Here is a 23,902-nt window from a genome sequence, read left to right as displayed (position 1 = left end):
TCTGTCGCTCAGAGCGAAGAGCCGAGCTTCACCACATTCGCGCGCCTGCGGGGCAGCGAGTTTTCCGCGTAAAGGCTCGCCATCGGCTCATCCTCGACCTCGATCGTCGATTCCGAGGTAAAGCCGTTGAACCCGGTGCGCATGGCCGCGCCATAGGCGCCGAGCATGCCGATCTCGATATAGTCGCCGGCCTTCACGTCCGAAGGGAGCATGAAGGGGCCGACCATATGGTCCATATCGTCGCAGGTCGGGCCGTAAAAGGAAAAGCCCTCCAGCGATTCCAGGCTTGCTTCTTCGCGCAGCAGTTCGACCGGAAAGCGCCAGCCGATATGCGCGGCATCGAACAGCGCGCCATAGGCGCCGTCATTGATGTAGAGTTCATTGCCGCGGCGACGCTCGACGCGCACCACGACCGAGCTATATTCGGCCGACAGCGCGCGGCCGGGTTCGCACCACAGTTCCGCAGAATAGCTGATCGGCAGGCTTTCGAAACCGCGGTGGATGGCGTCGAAATAGCGCTCCAGCGACACCGGCTCCATGCCAGGATAAACCGAAGGGAAGCCGCCGCCTACGTCGATGATGTCGACCGTGACGGCCGCATCGACGATCGCCGCGCGTACGCGTTCGATGGCGTCGCTATAGGCCTGCGGGCTCATCGCCTGGCTGCCGACATGGAAGCAGATGCCGAGCGCATCGGCGGCCTGACGCGTGGCCATCAGCAATTCGCGGGTTTCGCCCAGTTCAGCGCCGAATTTGGACGCCAGGCTGAGTTCGGCATGTTCCGACGACACGCGCAGGCGAACGCACAATTCCAGATCGGTCGCATGGCCAGTCGCGCGCATGATCTTGTCCAGCTCGTCGATTGTGTCGAGCGAGAAGGTGCGCACGCCATGAACATGATAGGCTTCGGCAATGGCTTCCTCTGCCTTGACGGGATGCATGAAGCACAGCTTCGCGCCATCCTGCCCGGCAAGCGCTTCGGCAACCAGACGCACCTCAGCGATCGAGGCCACGTCGAAATGCGTGATGCCCGATGCGAACAGAGTGCGGATCAGATCAGGAGACGGATTTGCCTTAACCGCATAAAGTGAGCGACCCGGAAACTTCTCAGCAAAGAAGCGGGCGGCCCGAGCAGCGGCTTCGGGGCGAATCAGCGTTACCGGTGCTGCCGGTTTGAGGGTGGTCGCTACCCCCAGCGCGCTAGGATGCTTGTGCAATTCAAGGGACCTCCAGTGTAGTCGTTGGCAGTAAAAAAGCTGCCTTGCGGTGGAAGTCCCATGGGGCAGCGGACGGCCGATATATGCGGCGGGCTCCCCTCTGTAAAGCATCGGTAGAAATTTTGTTGCGTGGCTTGCCGTCAGCCGTGCCTCAGGAGAGACGGGCCTTGAAATCAGCGTAGGAAAAGGACCGGATTTCCTTGAGTTCGTCCGTGTCGCTGTTCCAAAGCCAGATGGATGGCAGGGGCACGCCGTTGAAGGTGTTGGTCTTCACCATCGAATAATGGGCCTGATCCAGGAAGGCGATACGCGCGCCCGGCTCTGCGCCACCGGGGACTCGATAGTCGCCGATGATGTCGCCTGCCAGACAGGACGGGCCGCCGAGCCGGGTCACGGGACCGTTGCTGTCCTCATGCAACATGGCGGGGCGATAGGGCGCTTCGATCACGTCAGGCATGTGGCAGGTGGCGCTGATGTCGGTGATAGCGACGGGCATGCCATTGTCGATGACGTCCAGGATTTCGCCGACCAATATGCCCGCGTCCAGCGCCATAGCTTCGCCGGGTTCGATATAGAGATCGAGCCCGGTCTGCGCCTTGATGGTCTGAAGAAAGGCGACGAGGTCGTCGATCTGGTAGTCGGCGCGGGTAACATGGTGGCCGCCGCCAAAATTCAGCCATTTAAGATTGGCAACGTGGGGCATGACGCGCGATTCGATCGCCGCCCAGGTGCGCTGGAGCGGGAGGAAATCCTGTTCGCACAGATTATGGATGTGGAGGCCATCCACGCCTTCCAGATGCTCCGGCCGCAACTGATCGACCGGAAAGCCGAGCCGACTATGCGGCTGCGAGGGGTCATATTTGGGCACTTCGCCTTCGGCATGGAGCGGGTTCAGGCGCAGGCCGATGTCGAAGTTCACACCATCCTTGCGTGCAGCGTCGATGACCGGCTTCAGGCGTGCGATCTGGCCGGGGCTGTTGAAGATGACATGATCGGAAATGCGCAGAATTTCGGCGAGATCATCGGGCTTGTAGGCGGCGCAATAGGTCGCGACCTCACCACGATATTCCTCTCGGCCGAGGCGCGCTTCATAGATGCCCGAGGCGCAGACGCCGTCAAGATATTCGCCGATGACGGGCCCGAGCGACCACATGGAAAAAGCCTTGAGCGCGCCCAGCACTTTGATGCCAGCGCGATCACCAATGTCGCGCAGGATCGAAAGGTTGCGGCGGATCGCGGCCTCGTCCACCACAAAGGCGGGCGAGGGCACGCGGTAGAGGTCGAAGCGGGCAAAGGCGGCGGGATCGCCGGCGCGGGTTTCCATAACAATAACTCCGTCACCCCAGCGGAGGCTGGGGTCTCAGGCGAGAGGGCACGGCGATGCCGCACGAGATCCCAGCCTTCGCCGGGATGACGATCCTGCGTGGGATCGTCAGAAGTCGAGCGGCGCGTCCAGTTCCTTCACCTGCCAGGGCAGGCCGTGCTTGTTCAGCATGTCCATGAAGGGATCGGGATCGAACTGTTCGATGTTGAACACGCCTTCTCCGCGCCAGGCGCCGGTCAGCATCATGGCCGCGCCGATCATCGCGGGCACGCCCGTCGTGTAGCTGACCGCCTGGTTGCCGGTTTCGGCATAGGCGTCCTCATGATCGCAGATATTATAGACATAGACGGTCTTTTCCTGACCATCCTTTTGACCCGTCGCGATGTCGCCAATGTTGGTCTTGCCCTTGGTGGTCGAGCCCAGGCTCGACGGTTCGGGCAGCACGGCCTTGAGGAACTGGAGCGGGATGATTTCCTGGCCATTATAGATGACCGGGTCGATCCGGGTCATGCCGACATTCTGGAGCACTTCGAGATGTTTGAGATACGCGTCTCCAAAGGTCATCCAGAAACGGATGCGCTTGATTTCGGGATAGTGGGTGGCAAGGCTTTCCAGTTCCTCATGATACATGAGGTACATGTTCTTCTCGCCGACCTGGTCGAAGTCGAAGACCTGCTTGTGGCTGAGTGCCGGCCCTTCGACCCATTCGCCGTTCGCCCAGTGGCGCGAGGGCGCGGTCACTTCGCGGATGTTGATCTCGGGGTTGAAGTTGGTGGCAAAATGCTGGCCATGATCGCCGCCATTGCAATCCAGAATGTCGAGCGTGTCGATCCGGTCGAGCAGATGCTTCTTGATGTAGCTGGCGAAGACGCTGGTAACGCCGGGGTCGAAGCCCGAACCCAGCAGCGCCATGATGCCGGCGTCCTTGAAGCGCTCCTGATAGGCCCACTGCCAGCTATATTCGAACTTGGCGGTGTCGCGCGGTTCGTAATTGGCGGTGTCGAGATAGTCGGTCCTGGTCGCGAGGCAGGCGTCCATGATCGCCAGATCCTGATAGGGCAGGGCCAGGTTCACGACGAGTTTTGGCTGGACCTTCTCAATGAGCGCGATCGTCTCGTCCACATTGTCGGCATCGACCTGCGCCACGTCGATGGTGACGCCCGTGCGCGCCTTCACCGATTCGGCGACCTTTTCGCAACTGACGATGCGGCGGCTGGCCAGCGTGATATGGCTGAATATGTCGCTGTTCATCGCCATCTTGTGGACCGCGACAGAACCGACGCCGCCCGCGCCGATGACCAGAACCTTGCTCAATTGTGTCTCCATATGCCTGCTGCGCGTGCCCGCGCGAAAGCGTCCATATAGGGTGCGGGCATGACAGCGCAAAGTCAGATGCGCCTGGGCGGGCCATCCGGCCTGTCCTTTGGGGCAGTCGCGCATCCTCCCGCCGGCTGGCGCGTAATGTCAGCATCCTCGCATGACGGGGAGTGACAGAGGAAGGATGACGACATGAAAGTATCCACCCTAACGATCGCGCTGGCCGGCGCGTTGCTATCCGTCAGCGGCGGGGCAATGGCCCAGACGGCGACCAACCCCATGGTCGGGGGAGCGGCCATGTCGCCGACCAAAGATATCATCGACAACGCGGTCAATTCGAAGGATCACACCACGCTGGTTGCGGCGGTGAAAGCGGCTGGCCTGGTCGATACGCTGAAAGGTTCTGGTCCCTTCACCGTGTTCGCGCCGACCAATGCCGCCTTTGCCAAGCTGCCCGCCGGCACGGTCGACACATTGCTGAAGCCTGAGAACAAGGCCGACCTGACCAAGATCCTGACCTATCATGTCGTGCCGGGCAAGCTGAACGCGGCCGACCTGATCGCGCAGGCCAAGGCCAATGGCGGCAAGGCGATGCTCACGACCGTTCAGGGCGAACCGCTGACGGCATGGGTGGAAGGCAATTCTGTCTATCTGACCGATGCTAAGGGCGGCAAATCGATGGTGACCATCGCAGATGTCAATCAGTCGAACGGCGTTATCCATGTCATCGATACGGTGCTGATGCCCTGACCGTTCCGATGATGTGAGGGAGGCGGCCGACCCGACTGCATGCGGGCCGGCCGCTTTCCGATTCTAGACCACCAGCTTTCTTAGCCCCTCAATCATATCCGCCTCATGCGCGGGCTTGTCCTTGCGGATACGGGCGATGCGTGGGAAGCGCATGGCCAGGCCGGACTTGTGACGCTTGCTGTCGTGGATGCTGTCGAACGCAACCTCCAGCACCAGCGTCTTTTCCACCTCCCGCACCGGGCCGAAGCGATTGACAGTATTCTGGCGGACGAAGCGGTCGAGCCATTTCAGTTCTTCGTCGGTGAATCCCGAATAGGCCTTGCCCACGGGCAGCAATTCACCCTCTGGGGTCCAGCAGCCGAACGTATAGTCGGAATAGAAAGACGATCTTTTGCCGTGGCCGCGCTGAGCATACATCATGACGCAGTCGGCGGTCAGCGGATCGCGCTTCCACTTATACCAGAGCGCGGCCTTGCGTCCGGCGACATAGGGGCTGTCGCGGCGTTTGAGCATCACCCCCTCGATCGCGGCATCGCGGGCACCGGCGCGGATGTTGGCGAGGGCGGCGAAGTCCGCAGCCTCGATCACTTGCGACAGATCGAAGCGGTGTGGATCGAGCGTGGGCGCCAATGCCTCCAGCCGGGTGCGGCGCTGGTGCCAGGGCAGCGCGCGAATATCGTCCTCGCCTTCAATCAGCATGTCGTAGAGGCGCACGAAGGCAGGATAGTCCTCCATCATCTTGGTGGTAACGGCCTTGCGTCCCAGGCGCTGTTGCAGTGCATTGAAGCTAGCGGCTTCACCCCCTTGGAACTCGCCTTTGACCAGCAATTCGCCGTCCAGCACGGCTTGGCCGGTGAAGGCCGCGGCGATTTCGGGAAAGCTGCCGGAAATATCGTCGCCGGCCCGGGAATAGAGTCGGGTCTCACGGCCGGTGCCCACAATCTGGATACGGATGCCGTCCCATTTCCATTCGGCGGCATAGTCGGTGAGGTCAACGCTGTCGGCCTCGAGCGGATGGGCGAGCATGAACGGGCGGAAATAGGGCGTGCCCTCGGGGTCTGGGCGACCGGCGCGGCCTTCGGCCCAATCGAACAGGGCCGCATAGGGCGGGGAGAGGGCGTGCCAGACCTGTTCGACATCATCGACGTCGAGGTCGAAAGCCTGGGCAAAGGCTGTCTTGGCCAACCGCGCCGAAATGCCGACTCGCAGGCCTCCGGTCGCCAGTTTCAAGAGCGCGAACCGTCCCGATGAATCGAGATGGTCCATCATGTGCGCGAGCGCGTCGGGCGCGGCGGCGCGGCTGACATTGTGGAGGCGGTCGATTATGGCGGAGAGGCTGAGCGATCCATCATCCAGTTCTGCAGGCTGGTCGGTGCGTTTGGGCCAGAGGAGGGCAACGGTTTCGGCGAGGTCGCCGACATAGTCGCGGCTCATTTCGTAAAGAATGGGGTCGGTGCGGGCGCGGATCATTTCGCTGATGGCGGAGGATTTGACGGTTTTGAGATCGAGGCTGCCAGTAAGCGCGGCAAGCGCCCAGCCGCGATCGGGATCAGGCGCGTCGCGCAGATAGGTGGCGATCAGGCCAAGCTTGCCATTGCGCGAGCGGGTGTAGACGAGGCCGTCGAGGAGTTGGGAGAAGCCGCGCATCAGCCTTCATCCTCGTCTTCACGGCCGACCAGCGCGAGCGCGCGGGCGCGGATCTGGTGGGTCATGCACCAGTGGAGCAGAGCTTCCTCGCGGCCATGGGTGATCCAGGTTTCGTTGGGGGCGACTTCCCGGATCGTATCGGTGAGTTCGTCCCAGTCGGCATGGTCGGAAATGACGAGGGGCAATTCGACATTCTTCTGCCGGGCGCGCTGGCGCACCCGCATCCACCCTGACGCCATGGCGGTGATGGGGTCGGGCAGGCGGCGGCTCCAGCGATCGTTGAGCGCGGATGGGGGCGAGAGGATGATATGCCCGCGCATCTCCTTGGCCGGAACGCCGGTGGCAGGGCGCAATGCGCCCAACTCGACGCCAAAATCCTGGTAAAGCGCGCACATCCGCTCCAGCGCGCCATGGATGTAAATGGCGTCATGATGGCCGCGGCCGCGCAGTTCGGCGATGACGCGCTGCGCCTTGCCCAGCGCATAGGCGCCGACGAGGACGCAGCGGTCGGGATTGGCATGGAGCGCGGCGAGCAGCCGATCCATCTCGCTGCCGGTGTCGGGGTGGCGAAACACCGGCAGGCCGAAGGTGGCTTCGGTCACGAAGATATCGCAGGGGACGGGTTCGAAGGGCAGGCAGGTAGGGTCGGGGCGGCGCTTGTAATCGCCGGTCACGACCACGCGCTCACCGGCATGGTCGAGGATGATCTGCGCCGATCCCAGCACATGACCGGCGGGGACATAGCGGATCGTCACGCCCCCTAGCCGCACGTCTTCGCCATAATCGACCGCAGTGCCGCTGGCCGTGCCATAGCGCAGGCCCATGATCGCCAGTGTCTCGCGCGTCGCCCAGACATGGCCATGGCCGCCGCGCGCATGATCGGCATGGCCATGCGTCACCAGCGCGCGCTCCTGCGGCAGGGAGGGGTCGATCCACGCGTCGGCGGGCCGGACATAGATGCCTGTCGGCTGTGGTTCGATCCAATGCGCCATGGGGCAAGAAGATGGGAAGGGGCATGGCGGTTCCGCAAGCCTGACCAGAAAGGCGAGTCACCGCATGGTAACGCCAGCGTCACGTCGCCGACACGCCATTGCCCTATCGCGCGAGGATAGGAACGCGCAGCGGGGAGTCGCGATCATGGCCATTTCAGCCCACAGGACCATCACCAAGGCGGTGCACAGGCATCGCCATCTGTCGAAACAGGGCTTGCTGGAACGCGCCTTCACCTTCGCCTTTCGCGGGCTGGTCTATGCCCAGATCTGGGAGGATCCGGCGGTGGACATGGAGGCGCTGGCGATTCAGCCCGACAACCATGTGGTGACGATCGCGTCGGGCGGGTGCAATGTGCTGTCCTATCTGACCGCGGACCCGGCGAAGATCACGGCAGTGGACCTGAATACCGCGCATATCGCGCTCAATCGTCTGAAGCTGATGGCGGCGCGGACGCTGCCCGATCATGCCAGTTTCCATCGATTCTTCGCGCAAGCCGACGATCGCGCCAATGTGGCGGCCTATCGCGAACTGGTCGCGCCGCAACTGGACGAGGCAACGCGGCGTTACTGGGAAGGGCGCGACCTGATCGGCCGGCGGCGCATCGGCGGATTTGCCCGTGGCATCTACAAACACGGCTTGCTGGGCCGATTTATCGGCGCGGCGCATCTGCTGGCGCGGCTGCATGGCGTCAATCCCCGGCGGATGCTGGACGCGCGGACGCGTGAGGAGCAGTTGGAAATTTTCGAGCGCGAACTGGCGCCGATCTTCGACAGGGGCTTTGTGCGCTGGCTGACCAGTCAACCGGCGTCGCTGTTCGGCCTTGGCATCCCGCCCGCGCAGTTCGAGGCACTTGCCGGGGACGCGCGCATGGACGCAGTGTTGAAGACGCGCCTGAAGAAACTGGCATGCGATTTTGATCTGAAGGACAATTATTTCGCGGTGCAGGCCTTCGGGCGCGGCTATGCAGGGGGTGAAGGGCCGTTGCCCCCCTATTTGCAGGCGGCAAACCATGAGGCGGTGCGGACGCGGGCCGGGCGCGTGGATGTCCGTCATGTCAACTTTACCGATTTTCTCGCCAGCCAGTCGGCCGCGTCCTGCGACCGCTATATCCTGCTCGATGCGCAGGACTGGATGGATGACGACCAGTTGAATGCGCTGTGGGCGCAGATTACGCGAACGGCGAAGCCGGGGGCGCGGGTTCTGTTCCGCACCGCGGGTGAGCCGAGCATCCTGCCGGGCCGTGTCAGCGACGACGTGCTGGGGCGCTGGCAGTATCGCGCCGACGCCTCGCGCGATTACACCGCGCGTGATCGTTCGGCCATTTATGGCGGCGTTCATCTTTATGTGCTGAGGGATGATGCGTGAACGATCATAAGGGGCTGATGGACGGGGTCTATCGCTACCAGCGGCATATCTATGACCTGACGCGCAAATATTATCTGCTGGGGCGGGACCGGCTGATCGCTGATCTCGCCGTGCCGGACGGCGGGACGGTTTTGGAAATCGGCTGTGGCACGGGGCGGAACCTGATCGCAGTGGGTAAGGCGTGGCCGCAGGCGGCATTACACGGTGTGGACATATCGGAAGCGATGCTGAACACGGCGCGCGGCAGCGTGGCGAAGGCAGGCATGGCGCAGCGCGTCACGCTGGCGCAGGGCGACGCTTGTGGCTTTGATGCGCTTACGCTGTTCGGGCGCGCGACCTTTGACCGGGTATTCATCAGCTATGCGCTGTCGATGATCCCGGATTGGGAAGCGGCGCTGCGGCAAGCAGCGCGATGCGTTGCTCTGGGCGGCAAGCTGGAGATCGTCGATTTCGGGCAGCAGGAGCGCCTGCCGGGACTTTGGAAGCGCGCGCTGTTCGGCTGGCTGGGGGCGTTCCATGTGTCGCCGCGCGCGGGCCTGCACGCGGCGATCGAGCAGCTGGCGCAGGATGTCGGCGGCGTGGCGCAGAGCCGGCCGCTCTATCGCGGCTATGCGGTGCGCGGCGGGTTGAGCCGGGTTTAATTATGGGGCGCGTAGGCACCGCTAAGTGGCTTCAGGCAGCGTTACGGGTCTTTACGCCTCTTGTCTGACGACGGATATCCAAGATATGGGCCGCCAGTCGGTGTAACTTGCTCCCATCAATCTGCTCAAGTCGTCGCGTTCCGATCCGGCCATCAGCCATCGCCAGGGATTGGATCAGCGGATCATCATCCTGCATCGCTTGTTCGATCGAGAGTTCATGGACGAAATCCCAGCAGGCGCGATACGCATCCTGCCGACTTAGCTCGCCAAAGTCAGCAAATTGCGAGCGATACATCAAGTTGCGACTGGCTGATCCACCTTCATAGCCACCCGCAATGTAATTTGCGCGCGTGCAGAAATTGGCAATGACCTCGCCGTCAAAGGTCATCCAGGCATGGCCACAGCTGCAATTGCCATAACGCGTGCTTTGAATATCCAGTCGGCGACGTAATTCAGGAGCGAAGCGCTCGATCACCAAAGCTCGCAACCCACTCCAACGCATCTCAAGCCGCCTGGCGCTCCAGCAGTTCCAGGTCCAGCCGGTCCCAGATTTCCACCAGTGCGCCGACCAGGTCGCGCATCATTTCTTCCGTATGGGCGGGGCCTGGCGTGAAGCGCAGCCTTTCGGTGCCGCGGGAGACTGTGGGATAATTGATGGGTTGAACATAGGCGCCATATTCGGCGAGCAGGATGTCGCTGATCCGCTTGGCCTTGACCGGATCGCCCACCATCAGCGGGACGATATGGGTGACGGAGTTCATGACCGGCAGCCCCGCGTCGCGCATCAACTGCTTGAGGAGCGCGGCCGATGCCTGCTGCCCCTCGCGCTCCTCGCTGGACCCCTTGAGATGGCGCACGCTGGCCAGGACGCCCGCGACCAGCACGGGCGAAAGGGATGTGGTGAAGATGAAGCCGGGCGCATAGCTGCGGATCACGTCGACGATCATCTGGTCGGCCGCAATATAGCCGCCCATGACGCCGAACGCCTTGCCCAGCGTGCCTTCGATGATGGTGACGCGATCGGCCACTTCGTCGCGTTCCGAAATGCCGCCACCGCGCGCGCCATACATGCCCACGGCATGGACTTCGTCGAGATAGGTGAGCGCGTTAAATTCGTCCGCCAGGTCGCAGATGGCGGCGATGGGGGCGATGTCGCCGTCCATCGAATACACGCTTTCAAAGGCGATCAGCTTGGGCGCATCGGGATCTTCGGCAGCAAGCAGTTCACGGAGATGATCGACGTCATTGTGGCGGAACACGCGCTTTTCGCATCCGGAATTACGGATGCCCGCGATCATCGACGCATGGTTGAGTTCATCGGAAAAGATGATGCAGCCGGGCAGTAGCTTGGCCAGCGTGGAGAGCGTCGCTTCGTTCGACACATAGCCCGAGGTGAAGAGCAGCGCCGCTTCCTTGCCGTGCAGGTCGGCGAGCTCGCCTTCCAGGTCGACATGATAATGGGTGTTGCCGCCGATGTTGCGCGTGCCGCCCGATCCGGCGCCGACATCGTGCAGCGCCTCTTCCATGGCGGCGACGACCTTGGGATGCTGGCCCATGGCGAGATAGTCGTTGGAGCACCACACGGTGATCGGCTTGGGGCCGTTATGGCCGTGGAAGCAGCGTGCGTTGGGGAAAGCGCCCTTGTTGCGCAGAATATCGATGAAGACGCGATAGCGGCCTTCACTGTGAAGCCGGTCGATCGCCTGCGAAAAGATGTGCTTGTAATTCACTACGCTTCTTCCCGTTCGTTCGCGCGCATATTGTCGTTCTGGGCGCGCATTTCCCCTGCCCATATGGTCGCATTTACCTGCGTGATCCGCCCATTACCAGCGATAACCATTCGCAGCCTTAGGGGGAAATACCTATCAGACTGATCGATGAAAGGGGCATTGGACAAATGGCCTACCCCGTCAGAGTTGTTCGATCCGATCAAGGCCATAGCGTGCCAGAGCCGGGCGCAACCTTTCCTGTTGGGCGTCGAGGCGGGTGAACACGGCAGTTCCCGGCGTTGGCTTAGCCGGCCAGGTCTGACCCTCCGTCAGGAAGGCGATGCGGCGGGCGATGCCTTCTCCGCCATGGACGAACCCCAGAGAATGGGGAGCGGCGGCGGCCAGTTCGGCCTCCACCAACGGGAAATGGGTACAGGCGAGGACGACCATGTCCATGCGCTGCCCCCCCGGCTGAGTCGTAAGGCCTGCGAGCGCGGCACGGGCGACCCGGGGATCGAGTGGTTCCCCGCGCAGCTTGGCTTCGGCCAACTGCACCAGGGCTGCTGAGCCATGACGCAGGACGATGCAATCGGCGCCATGTTCCGCCGCAAGGCGATCGACATAAGGCTGGCGCACGGTCGCGTCGGTGCCAAGGACGCCGAAGATACGGCTTTTCGATAGAAGCGCGGCGGGTTTGATCGCGGGAACGGTGCCGACCACGGGTATGTCGAGCGCGGCGCGCACATGCTGAAGGGCGATCGTCGATGCGGTGTTGCAGGCGATGACGGCGAGGCGCGGGCGATAGCGCTCCACCAGGCGGCCAAGCAGCGCTGGCACACGCGCGGCGATTTCCGCTTCGCTCTTGGTGCCATAAGGAAAGCCAGCGCTGTCGGCGGCATAGATTATGGATGCGGTGGGCAGCATGTCTCTGACCGGGGCGAGGATCGAAAGTCCGCCCACGCCGGAGTCGAAGAACAGGATGGGAGCATCTGCAGCGATGGTCATGCCCGCTCCTGTCGCGATGGGGTGCTTGCCTGTCAACGCCCCTGCGCGACGTCAGCGGGTGACGGCCAGTCCGCCGGCAAGGACCACCGCATCCTCGATCGCGCCGGTCGGCACTTGGCCATAGGCGCGCATCGCCTTCTTGCGCAGGGCAAGGCCCGCATAGGCGCTGGCGATGGCGGCGGTGATCGCCGTTGCGGCCCCAAGCGCGCCTTTGCCGCGGGGAGCAAGGACAGCTCCGGCGAAGGCCGACGTGATGATGCGCACCGCCAGGCCGCGCTTCACTGTGCGGTCGGGCGCGCTTTCCATCTTGTCGCCCGCCATTTCCAGCCCAGCGAGCGCAACCGCGCCCGTTGCGATCAACGGGTTGGAGAGGAGCGCGGTTGCGCGCGGCGCTTCGGGCAGTAATCCGTCGCGCGCGGCGCCGGCAAGCACGGCCAGCGGGGTGAGCGAGCGCTGGCCAGCAACCAGGCCGATAAGGGCGGATCGAAGTATCAAGGCAAGCTCCATCATGTCCGGGAAGAGAGGCATAAGCGCCCGAACGGGCAAAAGGATGCGAGTGACAGATACGGGTGACAAAGGGCGTCATCATTGCGCGACGCAGCTTCGCCATTGCTCCGCGCGACTGTCACGCTATGGTCGCGGGCACTTTCTATCGGCGATGTTCATGACACCTTATTGGCTTCTTCCCACTCTCGTTCTGGTCCTGGGTTATCTGCTGGGCTCCATCCCTTTTGGTTTGCTGCTGACCCGCGTGACCGGCGCTGGCGACCTGCGCCAGATCGGGTCAGGCAATATCGGCGCGACCAATGTGCTGCGCACCGGGCGCAAGGGGCTGGCCGCCGCGACGTTGTTGCTGGACCTGCTGAAAGGGGCCGCGGCGGTGCTGATCGGTGCTGCGATTGTCGATGGCGGTGGGCCGATGGCGGGCGCGATGGCCTTCATCGGCCATTGCTACCCGGTGTGGCTGCGCTTTGCCGGGGGCAAGGGCGTGGCGACGATGATGGGTGTCGTGACCGCGCTCTATTGGCCTGCGGGCATCGTTTTTGCGCTGGTGTGGCTGGGCCTTTTGTTCGGCACGCGCTGGTCGTCGGTCGGCGGCATGTCGGCGGGGATCAGCGCGCCCATAGCGATGTGGGCATTCGACCGCGTCGACCTGGTGCCGGTGAGCCTTGCGATGGCGTTGATCCTGTTGTGGCGGCATCGGCAGAATATTGCGCGATTGACGAGGGGTGAGGAACCCAAGGTCGGGAAATCCAAGACGGCTATGCCTGAATGAGTGAGCGGGAGCGGTTCGATCGATTGCGTTTGATCCGCTCGCCGCGAATCGGGCCAGTCAGCTATCGGCAACTGCTTGCCCGCTTTGGCAGCGCAAGCGAGGCGTTGCGCGCCATTCCCTTGCTGGCGGAACGGGGCGGTGGCCGGGCGAGCGTAGCCGATGCCGGCGCCGTCGAGCGCGAGATAGCGGCCACCCGCGCACTGGGCGGCCGCTATCTGTTGATGGGTGACGCTGATTATCCCGTCTTGCTGCATCAGATGGAAGGCGCGCCACCGGCTCTGATCGTGCGCGGCGATGCGGCACTGGCCGCGCGGTCCTGCGTCGCCATCGTGGGCGCGCGCAACGCGTCGGCGGCGGCGTGCCGCTTCGCGCGCAGTCTGGCGCAGGACTTGGGCCAGCGGGAGGCGGTGGTCGTATCGGGACTGGCGCGGGGGATCGATACCGAAGCCCATCGCGGGTCGATCGACAGCGGTACGATCGGCGTCATCGCCTGCGGCATCGACGTGGTGTTTCCGCCGGAGAATCGGGATTTGCAGGAGGCGCTTGCTGAACGCGGCCTGCTTGTCACCGAACATCCGCCGGGCGTTCAGCCGCTCGCGCGGCATTTCCCGGCGCGCAACCGGATCATCGCAGGGCTGGCTTTGGGAACGGTGGTGGTGGAGGCCGCGCCCAAATCGGGATCGCTCATCACCGCGCGGCTGGCGGGCGAGGCGGGGCGCGAGGTGATGGCGGTGCCCGGATCGCCCATCGATCCGCGCGCGCAAGGGTGCAACCTGCTGATCCGCGAGGGCGCGACGCTGATCCAGAATGGCGCGGACGTGATGGAGGCGATCGGCGGTTTCGACCCGCGCGTGGTGCGGCAGGGGAGCTTCGATTTTATCGGCGAGCCGGTGTCGAGCGACGTTGCGCAAAGCGAGCGCGCCGCTGTCATCGGGCTGCTGGGGCCGGCGGCGGCTCCGGTGGACGAACTTATCCGCCTGTCGGGCCTGTCGCCCGCCGTGGTGCAGACGGTGCTGCTCGAACTGGAGCTGGCCGGCGCGCTGGAGCGGCATGCGGGCGCTAAGGTAAGCCTGCGCTGAAAGAGGCTGGCCTTGGGCGGCAGCCATGCCTACATCAGCGACGCTTGACGGGGGGCGTCATCCCTTTCCACACTCGCGCGTATACGTGAGAGATTTTTAACCGGGGCATCCATGCAGCTTGTCATCGTCGAATCGCCGGCCAAGGCGAAGACCATCGAAAAATATCTGGGCGGCGATTTCCATGTCCTCGCCAGCTATGGCCATATCCGCGACCTGCCGCCCAAGGACGGGTCGGTGGATCCTGACAACGGCTTTGCGATGTCGTGGGAAAATTATGGCGACAAGGGCAAGCAGCTGAAAGCCATCGCCGACGAGGCGAAGAAGGCCGACCGATTGATCCTGGCGACTGACCCTGATCGCGAGGGCGAGGCGATCAGCTGGCATGTGCAGGAAGTGCTGCGCGCGAAGAAGGCGCTGCCGCAAAAGGTCGACCGGGTGACGTTCAACGCGATCACCAAGGCGGCAGTGACCGAGGCGATGGCGCAGCCACGCGCGCTGGACGAGGATTTGATCGACGCCTATCGGGCGCGCCGGGCGCTTGATTACCTGGTGGGTTTCACCCTGTCGCCGGTGCTGTGGCGCAAGCTGCCGGGCGCCAAGTCGGCCGGGCGCGTGCAGTCGGTGGCGCTGCGGTTGGTGGTCGAGCGCGAGCGCGAGATCGAAAGCTTCAGCCCCCAAGAATATTGGTCGGTCGCGGCTGAGATGGAGCAGGGCGGGCAGGCCTTCACCGCGCGCCTTGTCCGCTGGAAAGGCGAAAAGATTGAGCGCCTGACCATCGGCAAGGAAGGCGACGCCATGGCCGCCAAGGCCGATGTGGAGGCCGGGCGCTTCACCGTCGACAAGGTCGAGACGAAGCCACTCACGCGCAATCCGCCGCCGCCCTTCACCACGTCCACTTTGCAGCAGGAAGCGGCGCGCAAGCTCGGTTTTTCCGCCAGCCACACGATGCGGATCGCGCAGCAGCTCTACGAGGATGGCGCGATCACCTATATGCGGACCGACGGCGTGCAGATGGACGGAAGCGCGATTTCGGCGGCGCGCAAGGCGATTGCGGACCGTTATGACGGCGGCTATCTGCCCGAAAAACCGCGCCAATATCAGACCAAGGCGAAGAATGCGCAGGAAGCCCACGAGGCCATCCGTCCCACCGAGTTCGGCCGCGACAAGGCGGGGTCGGGCGATCATGCGCGCCTCTATGATCTGATCTTCAAGCGTGCGCTGGCAAGCCAGATGGCGTCCGCGCGGCTGGAGCGGACGACGATCGACATGGTCGATGGCAGCGGGAGTCATACGCTGCGCGCCACCGGGCAGGTCGTGATCTTTCCGGGCTTCCTGGCGCTTTACGAAGAGGGCCGCGACGACAGCGAGGACGATGATGCGAAGCTGTTGCCGCGCATGGCCGCGGGGGATGCGCCGGCCAAAAAGAAGGTCAGTGCCGAACAGCATTTCACCCAGCCGCCGCCGCGCTATTCCGAAGCCTCGCTGGTCAAGCGGCTGGAGGAACTGGGTATCGGGCGGCCGTCCACCTATGCCTCGACCTTGCAGGTGCTCAAGGACCGCGATTATGTGCGCGTGGAGAAAAACCGTTTCTTTGCCGAGGAAAGCGGGCGGCTGGTAACGGCGTTCCTGGAGCGGTTTTTCGAGCGCTACGTCTCCTATGACTTCACAGCGGGGCTGGAAGACGAGCTGGACGATATCAGCGGCGGCCGGGCGCAGTGGCAGGACGTGCTGGAGGCCTTTTGGCGCGACTTCAAGCCCAAGACCGCCGAGGTGATGGAGCAGAAGCCGAGCGACATCACGGCGGAACTGGACAAGTTTCTGGAGCCGATGCTCTTCCCGCCCAAGGCCGATGGCAGCAATCCGCGCGCCTGCCCGATGTGCGGCGACGGCCAACTGGCGCTGCGCGGCGGGCGGTTCGGGGCGTTCATCGCCTGCTCCAACTATCCTGACTGCAAATATACGCGCAAATTCGGCCAGCCCGGCGGCAAGGATGGCGAGGATACCGGGCCGGAAGTGCTGGGCCAGCATCCCGAAACCGGACAGGACATCACGCGCAAGTCCGGCCGCTTTGGCCCCTATATCGAGATGGGCGAGGGCAAGGAGGCGAAGCGCGGATCGATTCCCAAGGATCTGCCCGATGGCGAATTGACGCTGGACTGGGCGGTCAAGCTGCTGAGCCTGCCGCGTGAGGTGGGGCTGCACCCGGAAACGGGCAAGCCGATCGTCGCCAATATCGGCCGCTTTGGGCCGTATCTGCTGCACGATGGCAAATATGGCCGCTTGTCCAACACTGCCGAGATTTTCGAGGTGGGGATGAACAGCGCTGTCGTGAAACTCGCCGAAGCGGCCACGCGCGGCGGCCGGGGCGCGGCGCGCGAACCGCTGAAAGTGCTGGGCGCGCATCCCCGCACCGAAGCGGAGATCAAGGTGATGGAAGGGCGCTATGGTCCCTATGTCACCGATGGCACGACCAATGCGACGCTGCCCAAGACGGTCACGCCCGAAGCGTTGACGCTGGAGGAAGCCGCGCAACTGATCGACGCCAAGGCCGCATCGGCCCCGGCGAAGAAGGGCAAGAAGAAAGCCGCGCCCAAGAAGGCAGCCGCGAAGAAGGATAGCGCGCCAAAGAAGCCTGCCGTCAAGAAGGCATCGGCGAAGAAGACTGCCGCAACGGGCTGACCATCATGATCTTTTAGCTGCTTCATTTCGGATCAATAACGACTTGCGACTTACCATCCTTTCCTGGATGATATTCGCGGGTCGTGCGGATTCGGGGGGAGAAGCACATGCAGATTCGGCAATTTTCTGGCGGGATGGTTCTGTGCCTGGGGTCACTCCTCACGTCTGCGTGCGCGGGCGCGGGCGGCGCGCGCGTCGAACCCGTTACGATGGCGGTCTATCCCGACAGCGATAGCTGCCACACGGTACGGGAGCCTGACGTCCACAGGGGCAGGACCAGGCCGACGGCGGCGGATTCTCGTCCAGGCGCGATCGATCTGTCCTGTTTCACATTTCCTGGCACCGCCGATCCACGACTGACGGCTTATCATGCGGCGGTAGACAATGAGATTGCCCGAAATCGCCTGGCTGCGATCTTGCTGAAACAGGCGGATGACGTTTGCACGTCGGAAAAGGCGCTATTGCTCAAGCGTCAGGCCGAAGTGAATGGCTGGATGAGCATCTTCACTACAGGCTTGGCCACCACATCGACAATAGTGACCGGTGAATTGGCCAAATCCATTTTGTCGGGTGGTGCCGCCATTGTCAGCGGCAGCCGCGATCATGTGAACACCCATGTCTATCGCAACCAGATCATCCAGACGATCACCAAGGCCATCGACACCGAACGCGTCCGGTTGCTTGAGATCATCACCCCGCATCTGAAGCAGACCGCTGCGACTTATCCTGTCGACGAGATGATCCGCGAGGTGAACGCCTATCATCAGGCCTGCTCCTTTGGCACGGGACTACAGATCGTGATGGAGTCGGTCGAAAAGCGCGAGGCGTTTGACAAGATGGCGCGGGTGCAGAGCATCGACGACCAGATTCGCACGTTGGCGGATGAACGAGGGCGCAGTATCGCACCGGCTGACGCTGATACGCGGATGCAAATATTGCGCGATGAACGCATCCGGTTGGCAACGGGTGTCACCATCGATTAGCCGGCCTTTGGTCTTGTCGCACCCTGATATTGCCGGGTTGGCGGCCATGGTCGGATAATAGGTGCAAAGCCGGCCCAACCGCTGATGAGGCAGCAGCTGCGAAACCTGCTGCAAGCGGTCGGGCAACGATCTTGCTTGGCGGTTATTCCACCCAATCCAGACCGATGTCGCGGTAGATGAAGCGGTCGTCTTCCCAATCTTCCTTCACCTTGACGTGCAGGTAGAGATGGACCTTGACGCCAAGCAGCGTGGCCAGTTCGGCGCGCGCCTTTGATCCGATTTCCTTGAGACGCTGACCGCCCTTGCCGAGCACGATGGCGCGCTGGGTCGGGCGAGCGACGAGGATTTGCTGGTGGATTTCGACCGATCCATCCTCGCGTTCCTTATATTGTTCGGTATCGACGGCAGCGGCATAGGGGAGTTCGGCGTGGAGCTGATGGTAGAGCTGTTCGCGGGTGATTTCGGCGGCCAGCATGCGGTCGGTGGCGTCGGACACCTGATCCTCCGGGAAATGCCATGGTCCCTGCGGCATAGCGTCGGCAAAGGCGGTCTTGAGCTGCGCCAGGCCGTCGCCAGTCTGGGCGGAAATGAAAAATGTCTCCTCAAAGCCCACCCGCTCATAGAGTTTCTGGGTGTGGACCAGCAGCTTTTCCTTGATGGCGATGTCGACCTTGTTGAGGATCAGCCATTTGCGTTCAGAGCGATGGACGAGCGCCTCGACGATCGGCTCCATCTTGGGGCCAAGACCCGCTTTGCCATCCACGACAAGCGCGATGAGGTCCGCGCCCTGCGCGCCGCCCCAGGCCGCCTGCACCATCGCGCGGTCGAGCCGACGCTTGGGCGCGAAGATGCCGGGCGTATCGACCAGCACGATCTGCGCGTCGCCTTCGATCGCGACGCCCATGACACGGGTGCGAGTGGTCTGCGCTTTGGGACTGGTGATCGCCACCTTCTGCCCTACCAGCGCATTCACCAGCGTGGATTTGCCCGCATTGGGCGCCCCGACGATCGCGACGACGCCGCAGCGCTGGGATTCTTCTGAAACGTCCAACAAATATACTCCGTTCGACTACGGCAATCCCGTCGTCCCGGCGAAAAAGCCGGGATCCCGCTTATTCTCGCGTGTTTTGCGGAAAAAGCGGGATCCCGGGTCAAGCCCGGGATGACGAGAATGTTGTAGGTGTTTTCTATCTTGAGAGGAAGCTGGACCTATCCCGCCAGTTTCTCCAGCAGCGCCTTGGCCGCCGCCGTTTCCGCTTCCTGCTTGGATGCGCCGGTCGCGCTTGCCTCGCCTGCGCCCTTGATCGAGACGGCGACGGTGAAGCGCAGCGCATGCTGGGGGCCGGAGCGGTCTGTCATCTGATATTCGGGGGGCTTGCGCCTGTTGGCGGCGGCCCACTCCTGAAGCGCGGACTTGGGGTGGCGCGGCGCGCTGGTCTGGGTGTCGACGCGGTTGCCCCACAAGCGGCGGACGAGGGCGCGTGCTTCGTCCAGGCCGCCTTCCAGATAGAGCGCGCCGATCAACGCCTCCATCACGTCGCCCAGCACATTGTCGCTGTCGGCGGCGCCATCGTCGCGCGCCTGCTTGCCCAGGATCAGATGTTTGGGCACGCCTGCGGCGCGGGCGATGTCGGCGCAGGTTTCGCCGGACACCAGCGCGTTATACCGGCGCGACAGCTTGCCTTCGGGTTCATCGGCAAAGCGGTCGAACACCCATTCGCCGATCAACAGGCCCAATATGCGGTCGCCCAGAAATTCCAGCCGCTCATAATTGACCGGCTTGGCGCTGCCATGGGTGAGCGCTTGTTCGAAGGCGGCGCGGTTGGTCGGCGCGCGGCCGATCAAGTCCTGGAGCCAGCCATCGGTGTCAGGTCTGGGTGGCGATACGGTCAAAAGCCTTCCCCGATGCGACTCCAGCGGGCGGCGGTGAACCAGGTCCAGGGGAGCAGCCAATTGGCGCTGCCGTCGGTCGAGAACACAGAAACCAGCGCTTTGCCCACCAGATTCTTTTCCGGGACCAGTCCGATGCCGCCGCCTTCGACCGCGGGGAAGCGGCTGTCGGCGCTGCGGTCGCGATTGTCGCCCATCATGAACAAATGGCCTTCGGGCACCAGCACCGCGTCGCGATCATCGGCCGCGCCATCGGGCAGCAGGTCGAGCACATTATAGCTTTTGCCGCCGGGCAGCGTTTCGCGATATTGCGGATAGCGGCATTGCCGCCCGCCGCCCGGCGCGGCTTCCTCGAACTCCGGGCGATAGCAGGGCGAAGGGCTGCCCTCCTTTTCCGATGCCTCAATCATGTTGGGCGTTACAGGAATGACGAAGTCGGCGACCTTCTGTTTGGGGACGGCCTGGCCGTTCAGATAGACCGTGCCGCCGCGCACCGCGACGATGTCGCCGGGCAGGCCGATCACCCGCTTGATATAGTCATTTTTTTGCGTCGGCGGCGCCTTGAACACCGCCACGTCGCCGCGTTCCGGCGTGGAGGCAAGGATGCGGCCGGGGATCAACGGCACGCTGAACGGCAGCGAATAGCGCGAATAGCCATAGGGCCATTTGGCCACCAGCAGATAATCGCCGATCAGCAAGCGCGGCTGCATCGATTCCGATGGGATGTTGAAGGGCGAGACGATGAAGCTGCGCAGGATGAAGACGAACAGGCCCAGCTTGACGAGAAACCAGAGGAAGTCCCGTGTTTCGGATTTGGCAGTCATGGATGCTGGTCTTTTCCTTCGCTCTGGCCCGCAAAAGGGCCGTGGCGGCTTTTGCGGTGTCGCAAAGGCCGCGTCAAGCACACCCGATGGTGCATTGCACGGCGCGCCGGTCTAGAACGGCACAGAATCGACCGGTGCAGCGTCGATATCGACCAACGTCACAAAAAGGATTCCCAGCATGACCAGCCCTGCACTGCACGGTCCCTTGGCGGCCATTGCCGCGCTGCCCCAACCCGACCTCAAGACGATCTTTACCGCTGAGCCCGACCGGCTGTCGTCGCTGGTGCTCAGCCAGGGGCCTTTGCGGTTCGACTGGTCCAAGACGCACCTGACCGGCGAACTGATCGACGCGTTCCTGACCCTGGCGCAGGAACAGGGCTTTGCCGCGCAGCGCGATGCGCTTTTCGCTGGCGAGGCGGTCAACAATACCGAAGGTCGCGCCGCCGAGCATCCTGCCGAGCGCGGCGAGGGCAATGCCGACAGCGTTGCACGAGCCAAGGCGCTGCACGCGAGGATGCGCGCGCTGATCGATGCGATCGAGGCGGGTGCGTTGGGCGAGATCCGTCATATCCTGCATATCGGCATTGGCGGGTCGGCGCTTGGTCCCGACCTCATCATCGACGCGCTGGACGGCGATGGCATCCGTTATGACGTGGCGATCGTGTCCAATGTCGATGGCACCGCGCTGGAGCGGGCAATGGACAGTTTCGACCCGGCCTATACGCTGATCGCGGTCGCGTCGAAAACCTTCACCACGACCGAGACGATGCTGAACGCGGCGAGCGCGATCAACTGGATGGTCGAGGCCGGCGTAGAGGACCCCTATGGCCGGGTCATCGCGCTGACGGCCTCGCCCGACAAGGCAATCGAATGGGGCGTCGACGAAACGCGCATCCTGCCTTTTTCCGAAAGCGTGGGCGGGCGCTATTCGCTCTGGTCCTCAATCGGTTTTCCTGCTGCGCTGTCGCTGGGCTGGGACGCGTTCGAGAGCCTGCTGGAGGGCGCGGCGGCGATGGACCGGCATTTTCGCCTGTCCGACCCGCGCGAAAACGCCCCGCTGATCGCGGCCTTCGCCGACCAATATTATGCGCGGGTGATGGGATGCCAGACCCGCGCGCTGTTCGCCTATGACGAGCGGCTGAAGCTGCTGCCATCCTATCTTCAGCAACTTGAGATGGAGAGCAACGGCAAGAGCGTGAAGCGCGATGGCACGCCGGTCGACGGCCCGACCGCGCCGATCACCTGGGGCGGAGTGGGCACCGATGCACAGCATGCGGTGTTCCAGCTGTTGCACCAGGGGACCATCATCGCACCGGTCGAGTTCATCGCCTCGATCGAACAGGGCCATACGCTGGACCCGGCGCATCACCGGGCGCTGCTGGTCAACTGCTTTGCGCAGGGCGCGGCGCTGATGCGGGGCAAGGAGAATCCGGACGATCCGGCGCGCGCCTATCCCGGCGGGCGGCCGTCGACCACGATCCTGATGGAGGATGTGACGCCAGAGGCGCTGGGCGCGCTGATCGCCTTCTACGAGCATCGCACCTTCGCCAATGCCGTGCTGATGGGGATCAACCCGTTCGACCAGTTCGGCGTGGAACTGGGCAAGGAGATCGCCAAGTCGATCGAAGCCGATGGGCCGAGCGGATTTGATCCGTCGACCATGGCGCTGATCGATCTGGCTTTGGGAGAGTAACCTAAACCCGTTCGGTTCGAGCCTGTCGAGAACCTGTTCTCGATACGTCTTCTCGACTTCGCTCGAAGGCTACTCGAACCGAACGGAATGGTTTGCGGCGATTGCCATTTGTAACTCGCCGCGCCAGCCGCCATATCGCGCGCATCATCAGCGGAGACCGGCATGAGCGACTATGATTTCGACCTTTTCGTCATTGGCGCGGGATCGGGCGGGGTGCGGGCGTCGCGGGTGGCGGCGGCGCATGGTGCCAAGGTCGCGGTGGCCGAGGAGTTCCGGGTCGGGGGCACCTGCGTCATCCGCGGCTGCGTGCCCAAGAAGCTGCTCATCTATGGCGCGCACTTTGCCGAGGATCTGAAGGACGCGCGGCGCTTTGGCTGGAATGTGCCCGATTGCGGTTTTGAATGGACGACGCTGCGCGACAATGTGCTGGCCGATGTCGACCGGCTGGAGGGACTCTACAAGAATACGCTCGACAACCACAAGGTCGAGCTGATCGGCGAGCGGGCGACGATCACCGGGCCGCACAGCGTCAAGCTGGCGAGCGGGCGCGAGGTGACGGCGAAGGTCATATTGGTCGCGACCGGCGCCTGGCCGATCATTCCGGACGTCGAGGGCGCGGAGCATGGCATCACCAGCAACGAGGTGTTCCATCTGGACGAATGCCCCGGCCGCATCGTCATCGTGGGTGGCGGCTATATCGCCAATGAGTTCGCCGGCATCTTCCACCAGTTCGGCAGTCATGTGACGATGGTCAATCGCGGCAATACCTTGCTGCGCGGCTATGACGAAACGGTGCGCGACAGGCTGCTTCAGATTTCGACGATGAAGGGGATCAATTTCCGCTTCAATGCGAAGATGGAGAAGATCGAGAAGAATGAGGACGGGACGCTGTGCGTGCGGTTCGAGAGCGGCGATCCGGTTGCGGCCGACCTGGTGTTGTTCGCGACCGGGCGGCGGCCCCATACCGAAGAGCTGGGGCTGGAGACGGCGGGCGTTGAGCTGGACGAGAAGGGCGCGATCAAGGTCGACGACTATAGCCAGACGAGCTGCGAGAGCATCTATGCGGTGGGCGACGTGACCGACCGGTTGCAGCTGACGCCGGTCGCGATCCGCGAAGGCCATGCCTTTGCCGATACGGTGTTCGGCGGTAACAAGCGCAAGGTCGATTATGGCTGCGTGCCCTCAGCGGTGTTCAGCCATCCCCCGCTGGCGGGCGTGGGCATGACCGAGGCGGAAGCGCGCAACACGCTGGGCACGGTCAAAATCTACACGTCGGATTTCCGGCCCATGAAGAATGTGCTGGCGAACCGCGACGAGCGGGCGCTCTACAAGATGATCGTGGACGCGACGACCGACCGGGTGGTGGGGCTGCACATGATCGGCCCGGACGCGCCGGAGATTTTGCAGGCGGCAGCGGTCGCGGTGAAGGCGGGGCTCACCAAGCAGGATTTCGATGACACCGTCGCGCTGCACCCCAGCATGGCGGAAGAGCTGGTGCTGCTGAAATAGC

Annotated in this window: 21 protein-coding genes; 9 read left to right on the top strand and 12 right to left on the bottom strand. The window is 63.3% G+C overall.

The window, feature by feature from the left end; all coding sequences use genetic code 11:
* Window positions 1-8: 8 nt before the first annotated feature.
* From LL253_RS07705 to LL253_RS07695, 3 genes are all read right to left on the bottom strand, one after another.
* A complete protein-coding gene (locus LL253_RS07705) occupies window positions 9-1,217 on the bottom strand; it encodes a type III PLP-dependent enzyme (RefSeq protein WP_009821514.1) in 1,209 nt (402 codons plus the stop codon).
* Window positions 1,218-1,368: 151 nt separating this feature from the next.
* Window positions 1,369-2,541 (bottom strand): carboxynorspermidine decarboxylase, encoded by a 1,173-nt coding sequence (locus LL253_RS07700; RefSeq protein ID WP_228226795.1) that lies wholly within the window; start codon window positions 2,539-2,541, stop codon window positions 1,369-1,371.
* A gap of 108 nt (window positions 2,542-2,649) precedes the next feature.
* The gene (locus LL253_RS07695) at window positions 2,650-3,855 is read right to left on the bottom strand and encodes a saccharopine dehydrogenase family protein (RefSeq protein WP_228226794.1); all 1,206 of its coding nucleotides are present in this window, start codon (window positions 3,853-3,855) and stop codon (window positions 2,650-2,652) included.
* A gap of 195 nt (window positions 3,856-4,050) precedes the next feature.
* Here LL253_RS07695 and LL253_RS07690 point away from each other — a divergent pair, with 195 nt between their 5' ends.
* Window positions 4,051-4,608, top strand: coding sequence for a fasciclin domain-containing protein (locus LL253_RS07690; protein WP_228220245.1), 558 nt, complete (start codon window positions 4,051-4,053; stop codon window positions 4,606-4,608).
* Between the two features lie 63 nt (window positions 4,609-4,671).
* On the opposite strand, the gene LL253_RS07685 is transcribed toward LL253_RS07690, so the two are convergent.
* Entirely contained in the window at window positions 4,672-6,255 is a 1,584-nt protein-coding gene (locus LL253_RS07685) for a cisplatin damage response ATP-dependent DNA ligase (protein WP_228226793.1), read from the bottom strand.
* Window positions 6,255-7,247, bottom strand: coding sequence for a ligase-associated DNA damage response exonuclease (locus LL253_RS07680; protein ID WP_009821519.1), 993 nt, complete (start codon window positions 7,245-7,247; stop codon window positions 6,255-6,257). Before LL253_RS07680 ends, LL253_RS07685 begins: the two co-directional genes overlap by 1 nt.
* 145 nt (window positions 7,248-7,392) lie before the next feature.
* Between LL253_RS07680 and LL253_RS07675 the strand changes: the two genes are divergently transcribed.
* Window positions 7,393-8,613, top strand: a complete 1,221-nt coding sequence (locus LL253_RS07675) for a DUF3419 family protein (RefSeq protein ID WP_228226792.1) — start codon at window positions 7,393-7,395, stop codon at window positions 8,611-8,613.
* A gap of 17 nt (window positions 8,614-8,630) precedes the next feature.
* Window positions 8,631-9,254, top strand: a complete 624-nt coding sequence (locus LL253_RS07670; protein WP_266100920.1) for a class I SAM-dependent methyltransferase — start codon at window positions 8,631-8,633, stop codon at window positions 9,252-9,254.
* A gap of 31 nt (window positions 9,255-9,285) precedes the next feature.
* On the opposite strand, the gene LL253_RS07665 is transcribed toward LL253_RS07670, so the two are convergent.
* From LL253_RS07665 to LL253_RS07650, 4 genes are all read right to left on the bottom strand, one after another.
* Window positions 9,286-9,756 (bottom strand): SF0329 family protein, encoded by a 471-nt coding sequence (locus LL253_RS07665; protein WP_456115072.1) that lies wholly within the window; start codon window positions 9,754-9,756, stop codon window positions 9,286-9,288.
* Between the two features lies 1 nt (window position 9,757).
* The gene (hemA, locus tag LL253_RS07660; protein WP_228226790.1) at window positions 9,758-10,984 is read right to left on the bottom strand and encodes a 5-aminolevulinate synthase; all 1,227 of its coding nucleotides are present in this window, start codon (window positions 10,982-10,984) and stop codon (window positions 9,758-9,760) included.
* 180 nt (window positions 10,985-11,164) lie between these two features.
* On the bottom strand, window positions 11,165-11,968 hold the full coding sequence (gene murI, locus LL253_RS07655) for a glutamate racemase (protein ID WP_228226789.1): 804 nt from the start codon (window positions 11,966-11,968) through the stop codon (window positions 11,165-11,167).
* A 51-nt stretch (window positions 11,969-12,019) separates the two neighbouring features.
* A complete protein-coding gene (locus LL253_RS07650; RefSeq protein WP_228226788.1) occupies window positions 12,020-12,478 on the bottom strand; it encodes a DUF4126 domain-containing protein in 459 nt (152 codons plus the stop codon).
* A 154-nt stretch (window positions 12,479-12,632) separates the two neighbouring features.
* On the opposite strand from LL253_RS07650, the gene plsY reads away from it, so the two are divergent.
* The 4 genes from plsY to LL253_RS07630 all read left to right on the top strand — a co-directional run bounded on the left by plsY (window position 12,633) and on the right by LL253_RS07630 (window position 17,985).
* Window positions 12,633-13,244 (top strand): glycerol-3-phosphate 1-O-acyltransferase PlsY, encoded by a 612-nt coding sequence (plsY, locus tag LL253_RS07645; RefSeq protein WP_037542665.1) that lies wholly within the window; start codon window positions 12,633-12,635, stop codon window positions 13,242-13,244.
* A complete protein-coding gene (gene dprA, locus LL253_RS07640; RefSeq protein ID WP_228226787.1) occupies window positions 13,241-14,323 on the top strand; it encodes a DNA-processing protein DprA in 1,083 nt (360 codons plus the stop codon). The genes plsY and dprA overlap by 4 nt, the downstream gene beginning before the upstream one ends.
* Window positions 14,324-14,434: 111 nt before the next feature.
* Window positions 14,435-17,002: a type I DNA topoisomerase gene (topA, locus tag LL253_RS07635; protein WP_228226786.1), complete on the top strand. Its 2,568-nt coding sequence runs from the start codon at window positions 14,435-14,437 to the stop codon at window positions 17,000-17,002.
* Window positions 17,003-17,109: 107 nt separating this feature from the next.
* A complete protein-coding gene (locus LL253_RS07630; protein WP_228226785.1) occupies window positions 17,110-17,985 on the top strand; it encodes a hypothetical protein in 876 nt (291 codons plus the stop codon).
* A 142-nt stretch (window positions 17,986-18,127) separates the two neighbouring features.
* On the opposite strand, the gene era is transcribed toward LL253_RS07630, so the two are convergent.
* From era to lepB, 3 genes are all read right to left on the bottom strand, one after another.
* Window positions 18,128-19,036 carry a GTPase Era gene (gene era, locus LL253_RS07625; protein WP_228226784.1) on the bottom strand — a complete coding sequence of 303 codons (909 nt, stop codon included), beginning with the start codon at window positions 19,034-19,036 and terminating at the stop codon, window positions 18,128-18,130.
* A 158-nt stretch (window positions 19,037-19,194) separates the two neighbouring features.
* On the bottom strand, window positions 19,195-19,878 hold the full coding sequence (gene rnc / locus LL253_RS07620; RefSeq protein WP_228226783.1) for a ribonuclease III: 684 nt from the start codon (window positions 19,876-19,878) through the stop codon (window positions 19,195-19,197).
* Window positions 19,875-20,699, bottom strand: a complete 825-nt coding sequence (lepB, locus tag LL253_RS07615; RefSeq protein WP_228226782.1) for a signal peptidase I — start codon at window positions 20,697-20,699, stop codon at window positions 19,875-19,877. The genes rnc and lepB overlap by 4 nt, the downstream gene beginning before the upstream one ends.
* A 178-nt stretch (window positions 20,700-20,877) precedes the next feature.
* Between lepB and pgi the strand changes: the two genes are divergently transcribed.
* Together pgi and gorA are read left to right on the top strand one after the other, a co-directional pair.
* Window positions 20,878-22,392, top strand: coding sequence for a glucose-6-phosphate isomerase (pgi, locus tag LL253_RS07610; RefSeq protein WP_228226781.1), 1,515 nt, complete (start codon window positions 20,878-20,880; stop codon window positions 22,390-22,392).
* Window positions 22,393-22,554: 162 nt separating this feature from the next.
* On the top strand, window positions 22,555-23,901 hold the full coding sequence (gorA, locus tag LL253_RS07605; RefSeq protein ID WP_228226780.1) for a glutathione-disulfide reductase: 1,347 nt from the start codon (window positions 22,555-22,557) through the stop codon (window positions 23,899-23,901).
* Window position 23,902: the final 1 nt, after the last annotated feature.

This window comes from Sphingobium soli (genome assembly GCF_020782245.1).
GTDB classification, from domain to species: Bacteria; Pseudomonadota; Alphaproteobacteria; order Sphingomonadales; family Sphingomonadaceae; genus Sphingobium; species Sphingobium soli.
The sequence above is the reverse complement of the archived record's forward strand: the minus strand, read 5'-3'. Positions and strand labels throughout refer to the sequence as shown.